Raw genomic sequence first — 12,726 nt, forward strand, 5'->3', positions numbered from 1 at the left:
CCCATGAAAAAACAGAATAATGCACTGGAGACACAAGCACTCAATCTCTATTATGGATCAGCACAGGCGCTCATCGATGTCGATATACAGATCCCGAAAAACCAGGTCACCGCATTGATTGGTCCATCCGGATGTGGTAAATCCACACTCCTCCGATGTTTCAACAGGATGAACGATCTCATCCCGGACTGTTCCATATCAGGTTCAATCCTCTACCATGGGGAAGAGATAACCGGACGATCAACCGATGTTGTGGAGCTTCGGAAGAAGATCGGTATGGTCTTCCAGCAGCCAAATCCATTCCCGAAGTCTATCTATGAAAATGTCATCTATGGACCGAAGGTTCACGGGATGAAAGACAGAAAAGAGCTTGACGCAATAGCTGAGAAGAGCCTGAAAGGAGCAGCCATTTGGGAGGAGGTGAAGGATCGGCTCCACGATGCTGCCCGGGGCCTCTCTGGGGGGCAGCAGCAACGCCTCTGTATTGCACGGACACTCTCTGTGGATCCCGATATCATTCTGATGGATGAACCCTGTTCAGCCCTCGATCCGATTGCGACAGCGAAGATAGAAAACCTCATCACTGAGCTTAAGGAAGAATATACTGTTGTCATTGTGACCCATAATATGCAACAGGCAGCACGTGTATCAGATTACACCGGATTTATGTACATGGGGAGATTAATCGAATTCGATACCACCTCGGTTATCTTCGAACGCCCAAATGAAGAGCTGACTGAGAACTATATTACCGGGAGATTCGGGTGATAATGATGAAAGACCACTTCCACAGAGAACTTGAGGAATACCAGAGATCGGTTGAGAAGTACAGCATATTCGCCCTCACAATGCTCCGGGATTCCTTTGATGCGTTCCGATCACTTGATCGGGAGCAGGCTTGTGAGATTGCCGGGGGAATGGAGAGCCACTGCATATTCTGCGGCACCTCAAACGGGCAGCCTGAGATGCATCAGCAGATAATGGTTCCAAGAAAGGTGTTCCTCGGCCTCAGAAGCGATCAGCTCGAAGAGGAGGGGCTCAAGCTGATAGGGCTTAACCAGCCTGTGGCACGGGATCTCCGGACCATCTCATGCTGTATGAACCTCATCAGCTCATCTGAGAGGATCGGAAGATATGGAAAGGATATCTGCCATTGCACCTACAAACTCCCAGAGGGGATTCACATACAGGATATGGCAGGGCTCCCCGAGATGGCTGCGCTCTCAATCTCAATGCTCGAAGATGCAATCACCGCCTTCCGGACACATGATCTCGGGATGATCAGGGGCTTCTCTGAACGTGATGATGTAATTGATCGATTGCGTTATTCCATCTATGAGGACTGTATCAGGATCATGGAAGAGGATCCAAAAACCATTCCCTACTGCGCAACCTACCTCCTCATTGACCGCTATCTTGAACGGTGTGCGGATCATGCATGCAAGACCGCCGAGAAGATCCATTACATGGTCACCGGCGAGCGTGTCGATATCCGGTAATCCCCTCTTTTTATCTCTATCTGTGCCAAAAGTATGCATAATGGAGAGGAGTACACACATCCCTGAGCTTCTGGCACCTGCCGGATCCCGCGGGGCATTTGAGGCTGCCGTTGCAGCAGGAGCAGACGCGGTCTACCTCTCAGGCAGCCGTTTCGGCGCACGGGCATATGCTGCCAACTTCGATGATGACGCACTTGTACAGGCGATACAGGATGCCCATGCCCGTTCTATAAAGGTCTATGTCACCGTCAATACCCTCGCATCTGATGATGAACTGCCTGCTGTGGCCGAATACCTGCTCTTCCTCTATAGGATCGGAGCCGATGCCATCCTCATTCAGGATCACGGGGTGCTCTCGATTGCACGCCGGATTATGCCAAAGCTCACGCTCCATGCCTCAACCCAGATGACGATCCATTCCATCGAGGGGCTCAGATATGCGGCAGCGCATGGGATCAGCCGTGTAGTCCTTGCGCGGGAACTCTCTATCGATGAAGTCAGAAGTATGCAGCATGAGGCAGAGGCGCTTGGCATAGGACTGGAACTCTTTGCGCATGGTGCTCTCTGCATGGGGTACTCGGGACAATGCCTTCTCTCTTCTGTCATCGGCGGGCGAAGCGGAAACCGGGGCACCTGCGCCCAGCCATGCCGCCGGAAATACATTCCGGTCATCGGATCAGGAGATCGGTTTGGGAGAATAATTCCTGATTGCGAGGAGAGGGATCCGGGATACCTCCTCTCACCCAAGGATCTCGCAACCTATCCCCGTTTGCCTGAGATGATGGATGTCGCGGCACTCAAGATTGAAGGGAGGATGAAATCCCCTGAATATGTGGCAACCGTCACCTCGATCTACCGGAGGGCACTCGATCAGATTCAATCCGGGATATTCTTACCCGATCCTGAGGAACTCCTCACAGCACAGTTTGCATTTAATCGCGGCTTTACTGAGGGACACCTCTTTGGCGGAATGGGATCAGCATTCGTCTCAGAGGAACGCCCTGATAACCGGGGTGTTCTGTTTGGAACTGTCCAGTGGTATGATCGTGAGCGCGGGGAGGCAGTCATCGGGGATCTTGAGGCACCACACCCGGAGAGAGGGGATGGGATCGTCTTCTCAAAAGATGGAGAGGAAGATATCGGCTGTGAGATCCGGACCAATCTTCGAGTTGAAAGCGGACGAATGCGGATCAAGGTCCCGGTTCCCGTGAAGAGGGGGATGGTGGTTGCAATCAACAGGCGTGCCTCTGTGGAGCAGGCAGCCGCAGCAATTATCGCAACCTTTGGATGTGGTGGCGGCAGGAAGGTCAGGATATCGCTTTTCATTAGGATGGATGAGGGGCATCTCTCTGTGGCCGGTCATCTCAGGGGAATGAAGAGTGAGGAGATCATCGTCACCGCACGGTCTGCCTCCCCGATGGCAGAGGCGAGGACACGGCCGCTGACTGCGGAAACGATCTCAGATCTCCTAACCCGCACCGGCGGGACACACTTTGAGGCTGTTATCGAAGAGCTGCACTATGATGGCGGGCTCTTCCTTCCCATACAGGAGATTACTGCACTCAGGAGAGAGCTCCTTGCCAAAGCAGAAAAAGCCCTGATCCGATCTGCTGAGCCCGCTTTTGAAGAAGTGGAAGAAGCCAGCGAGCGACTCAGGCGCTTCAGGAAAGAGATAAGACCACCCGCTGTCAGGCGATCCGATCCCCCGGTGATCGCCGCCTATGCCGACTCAATCGATCAGGTGAGGGGTGCGCTTGCAGGCGGATGCAGACGGATCTATTATGAACCAGCAATCGCGCTCTCCTCATGTGGAAGAAGGCAGAAGCTTGATCTTTCAGAATGGCAGGACGCGGTCAGAAATGGACTTATCTCAGTGATGGAACTCTGCCATCAGCATGGGGCAGCCTGTTTCTGGAAGTTCCCTGATATCACACGCCGGAGATTCCTTGATGCTGCCCTGCCCCTTCTGGATGATCTGTTTGCTGCCGGAATCGATGGAGTGATGGTCGGGGGTGTGGGTGTCTCCGAGGCAGTGCGGGCACGTGTTCCGGAGATGGCGGTTGCCGGATCTTCTGCACTGAATATCACCAACCACTCTGCGCTCGAAGCACTCAAACCAGCACACAACTCACTTGCCCTCTCACGAGAGATCTCACTGGCAGAACTTCAGAGCCTCTGCATCGGGGATGATGAAGTGGTTGAATTCTTTGTGCAGGGATCGGTTCCGGCAATGATCACCGAACACTGTATTGCATATGGGAGATACCCCTGCCCGTCACATACCGGATCACATCTCGCAGCCATTATGGATCAGACAGGACGATCATTTCCGCTCAGGGTGGATAGCGAGTGCAGGACAATTATAGGAAATGCCGTTGAGACCTGCCTCATCGATCATCTGGATCTGATCCTTGATGCCGGAATTGCAATTCTCGGAATTGAGCTCAGGTCCAGAACTGAAGAGTATGCCACTACCATATGCCGGGCTTATTCCTCAGCTCTCTCAGGTGGCACTATCGATCAGCTAAAAAATGATATCCGTTCGATCTCATGGGGGGGAATCACAACAGGTCCCTTCCTTGGTGGTGGTTTCAGATGAAGTATATCATATCAATCAATGACCTCTCACAATTTGAGGGTGCAGCAGCCGGGGATCCATGGGCAATCGAACTCAGGCTTGACCTGATGGAGACCTGCACGCCGGCAAACCTTCAGGCGATCAGATCAAAATGGAAAGGACTGCTGCTCCTAACAATCAGGAGTGTACGTGAGGGTGGACAGTTTGGCGGGGATACAGTCGAATGGAAACACCGCATAGAGAGACTTATTCCCTATGCAGATATGGTTGATATCGAGCGTCGGTTCTCTCATCATGCAGACTGGGTGCGATCGCAGCAGAAGAGAATCATCGCCTCGTATCACACTGAAGAGATGCCGGACTCAGATCAGCTCTCACTCTGCGAAAAAGAGCTCCGGTCATATGGTGAGATCCCAAAGATTGTCGTCTCACCGAAAACGAATGAAGATGCGATTGCACTCCTTGGATATACCAGTGGAGCGGAAAAACCGATCTGCATCTCGATCATGGGATCCGGGTATGCATGGCTGAGGCCCTTTCTCCTGGTGATAGGATCAGAGTGGGCCTATTGCCATGCCGGGAATGCGACTGCTGCCGGACAGTATCATATCAGGGAGATGAGAGAGATTATCGGGCTCCTGCTCAAAAGCCAGTGAACCTCTTCTGCATCAGAACTGCATCTATAAGCACGAGTGCAAGCATGCATTCGGCAACAACAAGGATCCTTGGCACAATACAGGGGTCATGACGCCCCCTTATTGATATCTCGACCTCCTCACCCTCCGAATTGATTGTCTGTTGTGGAAGCGAGATCGAGGGTGTCGGCTTCACAGCACACCGGATAACGATAGGATCTCCATTGCTGATGCCGCCGAGGATCCCCCCTGAATGGTTTGTGGCAAAGCCGCTCTTTCTGATCGGATCATTATGTTCGCTTCCAGACATCCGTGCAGCAGCAAACCCTTCCCCGATCTCAACTCCCTTGATCGAGCCGATCCCCATCATCGCACCGGCAATAGCAGCATCCAGTTTTCCAAAGACCGGATCTCCAAGCCCTGCCGGGCAACCCTCAGCAAAAAGCTCGAAGATGCCGCCGACTGAATCGCCGCCCTCCTTTGCCACAAGGATCTCCTCTTCGAACTGATCGGGATTGGAATTGCCATGAATCTCCAGTATTCGGGATCGAATCGAGATCCCCTGATTGAAAAGGCACTGGAATGCAACTGCACCCGCAGCCACACGTGCCGCCGTCTCCCGCCCTGAGCTCCGCCCGCCACCCCGGTGATCGCGGTACCCGTACTTCTTATGGTAGGTGTAATCCGCATGTCCCGGACGGAAGATCGATCTGAGAGTATCGTAATCACCGCTTCTCTGTGCAACTGATCGGATCAGTATCGCTATCGGCATCCCGGTGGTTCTGCCTTCAAAAACTCCGGAGAGGATCTCCACATGATCGGGTTCTGCCCGAGGCGACATGGTCGGATCCCGGCCCGGACGCCGTCGATCCATGTATGGCTGGATCAGATCTTCAGTGAGCGGTATGCCGGGGGGGCAACCATCCACCACCACCCCGAGTCCGGGACCATGGCTCTCGCCGAATGTGGTGCAGCAGAAGAGGTGGCCGAAGGTGTTCATGAGAGCACCCCCCTGATTCGTTCGATTCCGGGATCGATTCCGGTGAGGATGGTAAACTGGGCCCGCGCCTGATGGATGAACATCTCTGTGCCCTGTATGATCCGGCATCCCGCTGTTTCGGCTTCCCTGAGGAGAGGAGTCATGGGGGGGGTGTAGACAAGATCAAAGATGATTGTATCCGGTTTCAATAATCCGGGTGGAACCGGAGAGTTGTCACCCTCCTTCATCCCGACAGGGGTCGCATTGACGATCAGATCGGCGTTAATCGAGGAGGAGAGCGGGGCACTCCTGCATCCAAACCGCTCTGCAAGCACCTCACCACGCTTTTCTGTTCTGTTTGCAATGGTAACATCCATCTCAAGCGATTGGAGAGCATAGACTGCGGCTGCAGCTGCTCCCCCTGCACCCAGAACCAGGGCATCTCCTCCACGAAGATCGCGGATGGGCTCACGGATGCCGATCCAGTCGGTATTGTGTCCATAGAGCCGCCCGTTACAGGAGATGACCGTATTGACGGCGCCAATAGCCCGGGCATCCGCATCCGGCTCATCGATACAGGAGATCATCATCTCTTTGAATGGGATCGTGACAGATAGCCCTTTCGCTCCAAGTGAATGCATAATCCGGATTGCATCCTCTGCCGATTTCGCCGGGATGAAGAGGTACTTTCCAGGTATGGCATATTCAGGAAAGAGTGCATTATAGAGGTGCGGGCTCCTGCTATGGGAGACGGGGTTTCCGGTGATCCCAAAGATAAGCGGGCAGTTGATGAGATCATCCGGGGTATCGCAATTGAGTTCTGCCAGGGTCTCTGCAAAGAGTTCCGGATTCCGTCTTCGCATCCCATTCAGGTGGATGATCCTGGCTGCGGCTTCATCAGCCCTGATTGAGCCGGTGTCGATGCAGAGATCGGCCAGACCGCGATAGACCGGCATCCTCACCCCGGAAAGATGGCGGATCTCATCCAGATCCGAAAGAAGGGTGAGTGCCGGACGGCTGCTCCCCTGTATCCGGGAGTGAAGGGTTTCTTCATCTGCTGTCAGGAGGATGATGTGTGCTTTTCGACGGAGTCTGCGAGCATTCTCCGGATCCATCACCGCGCCGCCGCCGGTTGCAATGACAGCAGGACCATCCGGAAGAGAGGCGATCACCTCCCGCTCCATCTGCCGGAATACCTCTTCTCCAGAATCAGAGAAGATCTCCGGGATGCTCCGTCCTGCCCTCTCCTCAATCAAAGCATCGGTATCATAGAGGGGTATATGGAGCTTTTCTGCCATCCTCCTTCCGATAGCAGATTTTCCGGATCCGCGAAGCCCGATTAAGACATACCGTTCCATAAACCTGCTCCTTTCAGGATATCCCAGAATTCCGGATAGGATTTGCTGACACATTCTGCATCATGGATTGATACACCTCCAATCCCAAGGCCAAGGACTGCCCCACTCATTGCGGTCCGGTGATCGTTTGCCGGATCGATCATACCCCCGTGCAGTTTTCCGGGAGTAATTGAAAGGGAATCCCCGGATGTAGCTACACCTGCGCCGAAAACGGATAATACCTGTTCAATTGCTGCTATCCTGTCACTCTCTTTATACCTGAGATGTGTAATTCCCCGGATCACCGTTCTGCCACTGGCAAACGGTGCCACTGCTGCTAACGTCTGGACAGTATCCGGCATCCCGGACATATCACAGGTGATCCCGGTGAGCGGGCCATCCCGGATGAGATGGTACCCGTTCTCAAAAGAAGAGATCGTGCATCCCATCTCCCTTAGGAGAGAGAGGAACTGCCGGTCTCCCTGTGGAGATGTTGGTTTCAGGTTTGTAACAGCGACCTCACCCCCGCAGACCGCTGCGATCGCAAAGAAGTAGGACGCAGACGAGTAATCGCCTTCAACCTCATAGCGTCGTCCGACAAATGGCTTCCCACATGCAACCGGAAACGTTTTCCCGGCATCGGAGTTGACAGATATGCCAAATGAAGCCATAAGGTCAAGGGTAATATCGAGGTAGCTGGCAGATACGGACTGGCCCCTGAGCGAGATGGTGAGGTCCTCCTCTGCATAGGGAGCTGCCATTAATAGCGAGGTGACGAACTGGCTGCTTATCTCAGGAGAGATCTCAACCATCCCACCAAGAATCCGCCCAGATACTTCGATAGGAGGATACCCGCTTCTGCCGAGATACCTGACCTGCCCCCCGATTGCATTCAATGCAGAGACGAGATCCCCAATCGGCCGCTCACACATCCTCTCACTCCCGGTGAGTATGACAGGCTGATCTGCAAGCAGTGCAACTGATGCGAGGAGCCGCATGCTTGTCCCTGAATTCTTCAGATCAATGGTAACTCTTCCACCCGGGGAGAGGACTCCCCCAGTACCATGGATCAGGAGTCCATTCTCACGCTCTTCAATGGCAACACCCAGCTGCCTGAGGGCAGAGAGGGTGAGGAGGGTGTCCTCTGCTACCAAAGGTTCAATGATCATTGAATCGCCCTCTGCCAGTGCGGCAGCGATGAGTGCCCGGTGCGTATAGCTCTTGGATGGCGGAGCCCTCACCCGTAGATCGACAGGCGTATCCCTCTTCTCAAGTCTCACGATCATAACTGCACCACGAGCTTCGGATAACATCCAAATTCCCTGACATGAACGGTCTTCTTCAGTTCATTCAGAGCTTCCTGTGCTGTTTCTCCTGCCTCGAAATCCAGGAAGAAACGATAACTGCCGATTCCGCGTCCGGATGGCCGTGATTCGATCCGTGAGAGATTGATATTACGTTTGGCAAAGGGGCTCAGGAGTGCATGAAGAAGACCCGGAACATCCTGCTCTGGATCTATCAGGATACTACATTTGATGATACCTTCTCCTGAGTATCCATTCCTCTCGATCCTGATGAACCGGGTGGTGTTTGAGGCGCTGTTCTCAATTCCCCTGAGGATGATCGGGATGCCATAATACTCTGCTGCCGCATCAGAGATGGCAGCAGCACCATGCCTGTTCTCCAGTGTCTTGAGAGCACTGGCTGCATTGCTGCTTGTGTGGATCACCGGCAGGCCGAGGCGGTCAAATGCCTTACTACATTGCTCATGTGTCTGTGGATGTGCATAAATTTCTGTTACATCTTCAATCGAAACAGATGAAGCAAGGGAATGGTGGACCGGAGAATAGCATTCTCCTGTGATCTTCACATCGTACCTGCAGAGCCCGTCAAGGGTCGGGCCGACACCTCCTGCCTCGCTATTCTCTATGGGAACAATACCAATTGCCTCTCCCTTCTCAGCAAGTGCAAAAACCGCAGATATGGTCGGAAGGAGGAGCGGCTCGGCCCCGCTCAGCCGGACAGCTACTTCATGGCTGAATGTCCCGGCAGGTCCAAGGACTGCTATTACCACTCGCTCACCACCTGATCAAGGAGGCGGTCGGTGAGAGGAATTACCTCTTTTTGAAATGAGGCGGAGTGTGCAGCATCCTTATCAAATTCCTTCCTGAATACCTCAGGATCATGCTGTAGAATCATCTCCCCCACCTCTCTGACAGCTTTCAGATAAGCGGATATCGCCTCTTCAACTGACGGATTTCCCTGGAGGATACCCCCATACAGGCTGCTGTCCTGTGAGAGCGTCCGTGCCATGAAGGCAAAGGTGGCATGGGCATTCGGGGTGGCAAATGGGAGGAGGTCTTCAAGTGAACAATTCATGCTCCTGAGCATGTGGGCCATTGCAATGTTCTGAAGATGGATGATCCCCTGTGTCACCGCCACCGCCCTGTCATGTACCCCTGGTGTCGATTGATGAACCAGCATGCCTACTGCTTCTAATATCCCCTGTAGCCATAGTCGGGTCTTTGGATCAGCCCTCGCAGGTGTCATGATCAGCTTCTGGTTCTCTATCGTTGCCATATTCGGGCCAAAGAGCGGATGAAGGCCGATCACCTGGGCTTTTGACTCCAGCATTGCAGCAACCGGCTTCTCCTTAATGGAGGTGAGATCTGCAATCAGCTGGTCATGCTCCAGAACGGGAGCAACTGATCTGATCACCTCTTCGGTTGCAGAAATGGGAACGGTAACCAGCACCACACTGCATCGCCCGGCAAGCCCGCGGTACTCAGAAGCCGGGGCTCTGCCGATCACCTCTACGAGGCAGCCTGCATCTTCGAATATCTGCCTGAAGAGGGTACCCATCCTTCCGGTTCCGCCAATGATCCCGATGGTGCGGCCATCATCTCTCAAGGATGGTCTCATCGATGGCAACTCCAAAGTGCCGTCCTCCGGTCATCAGGTGCCCAAGCACCAAATCTCCCTCCTTCAGCTCAACAACGCTTCGCGCAACACCATCTTCCCCGACAAGCCTGACCGTCTCGGCATTCTGGATGACCGCACTTGCAACCCGTCCCTCATGCTCTGCTTCAACGAGGAGAAGGGGGCGGCGCTCGATCTTTACTCTCCCAACAGAGACCGTACGGCTCTGCCCTTCCCCGGTTACGGCACATCCTGTATCTCCGGAGACTATCTCGGATAGGTAGCGCGTTTTGCCATCAGGGGAGAGGATGTACATATGCACAGCACCCGCATTCACCCTGAATGGGCGGGGGGAGACATAGGGATTCTCAAGGGTTTCAGCAGCAACGAGGAGGAGGGCAGATGATGTATTCCCCACAAGCATCCCTTCACCTTCATCAAAGAGGGAGCAGGTGTCGATACAGACCCTATCACCAATCCCGGCAGGTGAGATTCTGGTAATTGTCAGGGGGAGGAGGGGCAGAGTGCCGGCATCCGTTTCAAGCAGTGTGGCTACGGACCGGATCTCTTCCGGATCCTGTGAGTTGAGCAGAATCCCGCCGACACCCTTCTCAAGGATGCCCAGAGCCAGTGCTGCCTCCTTCGCACCGGTGACTTCTGCAATGATCCTATCAGATACCGCAACAAGGTTTTCCAGTGGAATGACCGTCCAGTCGGTTGTACGTACAATGACATGGCCCACCCTGGCATAATCTGCTGCCTGCTCTTCGGTTGCCTTGTCGATGATCTCAATCCGGTGAAAATCCCTTCCTTCGATGAGATCGCCATCCGGCGCAATGATGGGAATTCTTGCAAGAGATTTCGCCTCTTCACTACTGTTGAGGAGAAGGGCTGTTGCTCCACCCTCGATTGCGGCAAGTGCTGCCTCTTTATTCCATGGGCGGATATCAACCCAGAACTCCTTCATGAAAGCCTCCCAAGAGCTTTATCCGGTTTTTCACGGTCATGTACAACCCGGCAGATGGTATTGACAAACTCGGTGGTGTTCTTCCTCTGGAATGCGTTTCTCCCCATGCAGACACCAGCACCCCCGGCATTGATTGCATCATCGATCATCTTCAGGGATTCGAGATCCCCTCCCTTCTCTCCTCCGGCAACGAGCACGGGAACCGAGCATGCAGCGATGATCTGCCTGAATGCCTTCTCATCCTGCGGGTAGTTTGTCTTGATCAGATCCGCACCCAGCTCTTCTGCCACCCTGACACAGTGGGCAACTGCACGTGGATCATTTGGATCGATCCCCTCACCACGAGGGTAGATCATGATCAGCAGAGGAATACCCCACCGGCTGCATTCCTGGGAGACAACACCTGCCGCCTCGATCATCTTTGACTCCTGTGGCGCCCCGAGATTAATATGGATAGATACCCCGTCGGCTCCAAGGGTGATCGCCTCTTCAACAGTACAGATCAGGACCTTGTCATTTGGATCAGGATTCATCGAGGTACTTGCAGAGAGGTGGACGATCAGGCCGATATCACGGCCGCGTCTCCTGTGGCCACCCTTCACCATTCCTTTATGGAGTATAATGGCATTTGCTCCTCCTGCACTCACCTCATCGACCACTGTCTGCATATCAAGCAGCCCCTCTATCTGGCCGAGGGTAAAACCATGATCCATTGGGATTATAACCGCCCGTCCGGTATTTCTATCCATAATCCGCTCAAGACGTATCTCTTTTCCGATCATTTTCAACTCCCCCTGAGTATCTCGAGGGCCTCTTCGGCTGTCCTCTTCTCCATCAATACAGCCCGTGCCGCATGCAGGAATGCTCTTGGATTTTTGTGCTGGAAGACATTCCTCCCGATTGAGATCCCGGCTGCTCCTCCAATCATTGACCCTTCGATGACCTGAAGTATCTCGATATCACTCATCTTTGAGCCCCCGGCAACAACCACCGGCACGCTGCACCCTTCTGTCACCTCGCGGAAGGAATCCGGATCTCCCGTGTACACCGTCTTGACGATATCGGCCCCAAGCTCAGATGCCACACGTGCAGCAAGCTTTACGTATTCGCATCCGTTTTCGTCAGTTATCTTCCTGCCTCTCGGGTACATCATTGCAAGGAGTGGCATCCCCCATTCCATGCATTCAATTGAGATCCTTCCGAGATCGGAAAGCATCGATGCCTCGGAATCTGCACCGATATTGACATGCACCGAGACGGCGTCTGCCCCCATCTTCACTGCCTGGGTAACGGTATTTACGATCACCTTGTTATTGGGATCCGGTCCAAGCGAGGTGCTGGCGGAGAGGTGCAGGATCAAACCGATATCCTCTCCTGATCGACGGTGTCCGTGAAGGGCAAGGCCGACATGCCCAAGTACTGCGGTTGCCCCACCTTCTGCGACTGCGTCAACAGTTCCACAGAGATCAATCAAACCCGTTATCGGGCCCTGCGATACCCCATGGTCGAGCGGGACGATGATCATCTTCCCCGACTTTCGATCCATGATCCGTTCCATGCGAATATCTTTTCCATGCATAGTATAACCACAACACACATACTGCCTTCTGACACCAGATTAAACATTGGTGTCTTCAGGCATAGCTAAAAAAACGATAAAAACCAAAGAAAGCCTCCGCTTGGGAGTCAACCTTCAGAAGAATGTCTGCGAAAAGAACAGATGCGAAGCTACCGGAGATAAAAGCATTCACCGGCGAAAAAACATCCACCACGCATTATAGTATTGTTATCGTGAACAATATAAAAAGGTGT

Annotated in this window: 12 protein-coding genes; 4 read left to right on the forward strand and 8 right to left on the reverse strand. The window is 53.5% G+C overall.

Annotated features, from left to right (window positions below):
* The first annotated feature begins 3 nt into the window (after positions 1-3).
* From pstB to ACZ44I_RS06295, 4 genes are read left to right on the forward strand one after another with little or no spacing between them, the layout of a single operon-like run.
* Complete coding sequence (pstB, locus tag ACZ44I_RS06280) at positions 4-768, forward strand: phosphate ABC transporter ATP-binding protein PstB (protein WP_464551566.1); 765 nt, start codon at positions 4-6, stop codon at positions 766-768.
* 2 nt (positions 769-770) lie between these two features.
* On the forward strand, positions 771-1,499 hold the full coding sequence (locus ACZ44I_RS06285) for a phosphate signaling complex PhoU family protein (protein WP_464551564.1): 729 nt from the start codon (positions 771-773) through the stop codon (positions 1,497-1,499).
* 40 nt (positions 1,500-1,539) lie between these two features.
* The gene (locus tag ACZ44I_RS06290) at positions 1,540-4,098 is read left to right on the forward strand and encodes a U32 family peptidase (protein WP_464551562.1); all 2,559 of its coding nucleotides are present in this window, start codon (positions 1,540-1,542) and stop codon (positions 4,096-4,098) included.
* Positions 4,095-4,733, forward strand: a complete 639-nt coding sequence (locus ACZ44I_RS06295; RefSeq protein ID WP_464551560.1) for a type I 3-dehydroquinate dehydratase — start codon at positions 4,095-4,097, stop codon at positions 4,731-4,733. The genes ACZ44I_RS06290 and ACZ44I_RS06295 overlap by 4 nt, the downstream gene beginning before the upstream one ends.
* On the opposite strand, the gene ACZ44I_RS06300 is transcribed toward ACZ44I_RS06295, so the two are convergent.
* The 8 genes from ACZ44I_RS06300 to ACZ44I_RS06335 are packed head-to-tail and all read right to left on the reverse strand — an operon-like array spanning position 4,720 to position 12,493.
* Entirely contained in the window at positions 4,720-5,712 is a 993-nt protein-coding gene (locus tag ACZ44I_RS06300) for a chorismate synthase (protein ID WP_464551558.1), read from the reverse strand. The two genes, ACZ44I_RS06295 and ACZ44I_RS06300, sit on opposite strands and share 14 nt — an antisense overlap.
* On the reverse strand, positions 5,709-7,049 hold the full coding sequence (gene aroE / locus ACZ44I_RS06305) for a shikimate dehydrogenase (protein WP_464551557.1): 1,341 nt from the start codon (positions 7,047-7,049) through the stop codon (positions 5,709-5,711). The genes ACZ44I_RS06300 and aroE overlap by 4 nt, the downstream gene beginning before the upstream one ends.
* Positions 7,031-8,314, reverse strand: coding sequence for a 3-phosphoshikimate 1-carboxyvinyltransferase (gene aroA, locus ACZ44I_RS06310; protein ID WP_464551555.1), 1,284 nt, complete (start codon positions 8,312-8,314; stop codon positions 7,031-7,033). The genes aroE and aroA overlap by 19 nt, the downstream gene beginning before the upstream one ends.
* Positions 8,311-9,102 carry a prephenate dehydratase gene (locus tag ACZ44I_RS06315; protein ID WP_464551553.1) on the reverse strand — a complete coding sequence of 264 codons (792 nt, stop codon included), beginning with the start codon at positions 9,100-9,102 and terminating at the stop codon, positions 8,311-8,313. Before ACZ44I_RS06315 ends, aroA begins: the two co-directional genes overlap by 4 nt.
* Complete coding sequence (locus ACZ44I_RS06320; protein ID WP_464551551.1) at positions 9,096-9,950, reverse strand: prephenate dehydrogenase/arogenate dehydrogenase family protein; 855 nt, start codon at positions 9,948-9,950, stop codon at positions 9,096-9,098. The genes ACZ44I_RS06315 and ACZ44I_RS06320 overlap by 7 nt, the downstream gene beginning before the upstream one ends.
* The gene (locus ACZ44I_RS06325) at positions 9,928-10,914 is read right to left on the reverse strand and encodes a 3-dehydroquinate synthase II (RefSeq protein WP_464551549.1); all 987 of its coding nucleotides are present in this window, start codon (positions 10,912-10,914) and stop codon (positions 9,928-9,930) included. Before ACZ44I_RS06325 ends, ACZ44I_RS06320 begins: the two co-directional genes overlap by 23 nt.
* The gene (locus tag ACZ44I_RS06330) at positions 10,911-11,696 is read right to left on the reverse strand and encodes a 2-amino-3,7-dideoxy-D-threo-hept-6-ulosonate synthase (protein WP_464551548.1); all 786 of its coding nucleotides are present in this window, start codon (positions 11,694-11,696) and stop codon (positions 10,911-10,913) included. The genes ACZ44I_RS06325 and ACZ44I_RS06330 overlap by 4 nt, the downstream gene beginning before the upstream one ends.
* A 2-nt stretch (positions 11,697-11,698) precedes the next feature.
* Positions 11,699-12,493 carry a 2-amino-3,7-dideoxy-D-threo-hept-6-ulosonate synthase gene (locus ACZ44I_RS06335; protein ID WP_464551546.1) on the reverse strand — a complete coding sequence of 265 codons (795 nt, stop codon included), beginning with the start codon at positions 12,491-12,493 and terminating at the stop codon, positions 11,699-11,701.
* Positions 12,494-12,726 lie beyond the last annotated feature (233 nt).

This window comes from Methanocalculus pumilus, assembly GCF_055382585.1.

Bases quoted from the DNA above. Each gene is read 5' to 3' on its own strand.
- ACZ44I_RS06325 (WP_464551549.1), bottom strand. From the start codon at position 10,914: ATGAAGGAGTTCTGGGTTGATATCCGCCCATGGAATAAAGAGGCAGCA.
- ACZ44I_RS06290 (WP_464551562.1), top strand. From the start codon at position 1,540: ATGGAGAGGAGTACACACATCCCTGAGCTTCTGGCACCTGCCGGATCC.
- aroE (WP_464551557.1), bottom strand. From the start codon at position 7,049: ATGGAACGGTATGTCTTAATCGGGCTTCGCGGATCCGGAAAATCTGCT.
- pstB (WP_464551566.1), top strand. From the start codon at position 4: ATGAAAAAACAGAATAATGCACTGGAGACACAAGCACTCAATCTCTAT.
- ACZ44I_RS06330 (WP_464551548.1), bottom strand. From the start codon at position 11,696: ATGATCGGAAAAGAGATACGTCTTGAGCGGATTATGGATAGAAATACC.
- ACZ44I_RS06295 (WP_464551560.1), top strand. From the start codon at position 4,095: ATGAAGTATATCATATCAATCAATGACCTCTCACAATTTGAGGGTGCA.
- ACZ44I_RS06285 (WP_464551564.1), top strand. From the start codon at position 771: ATGATGAAAGACCACTTCCACAGAGAACTTGAGGAATACCAGAGATCG.
- ACZ44I_RS06320 (WP_464551551.1), bottom strand. From the start codon at position 9,950: ATGAGACCATCCTTGAGAGATGATGGCCGCACCATCGGGATCATTGGC.
- ACZ44I_RS06300 (WP_464551558.1), bottom strand. From the start codon at position 5,712: ATGAACACCTTCGGCCACCTCTTCTGCTGCACCACATTCGGCGAGAGC.
- ACZ44I_RS06335 (WP_464551546.1), bottom strand. From the start codon at position 12,493: ATGCATGGAAAAGATATTCGCATGGAACGGATCATGGATCGAAAGTCG.
- aroA (WP_464551555.1), bottom strand. From the start codon at position 8,314: ATGATCGTGAGACTTGAGAAGAGGGATACGCCTGTCGATCTACGGGTG.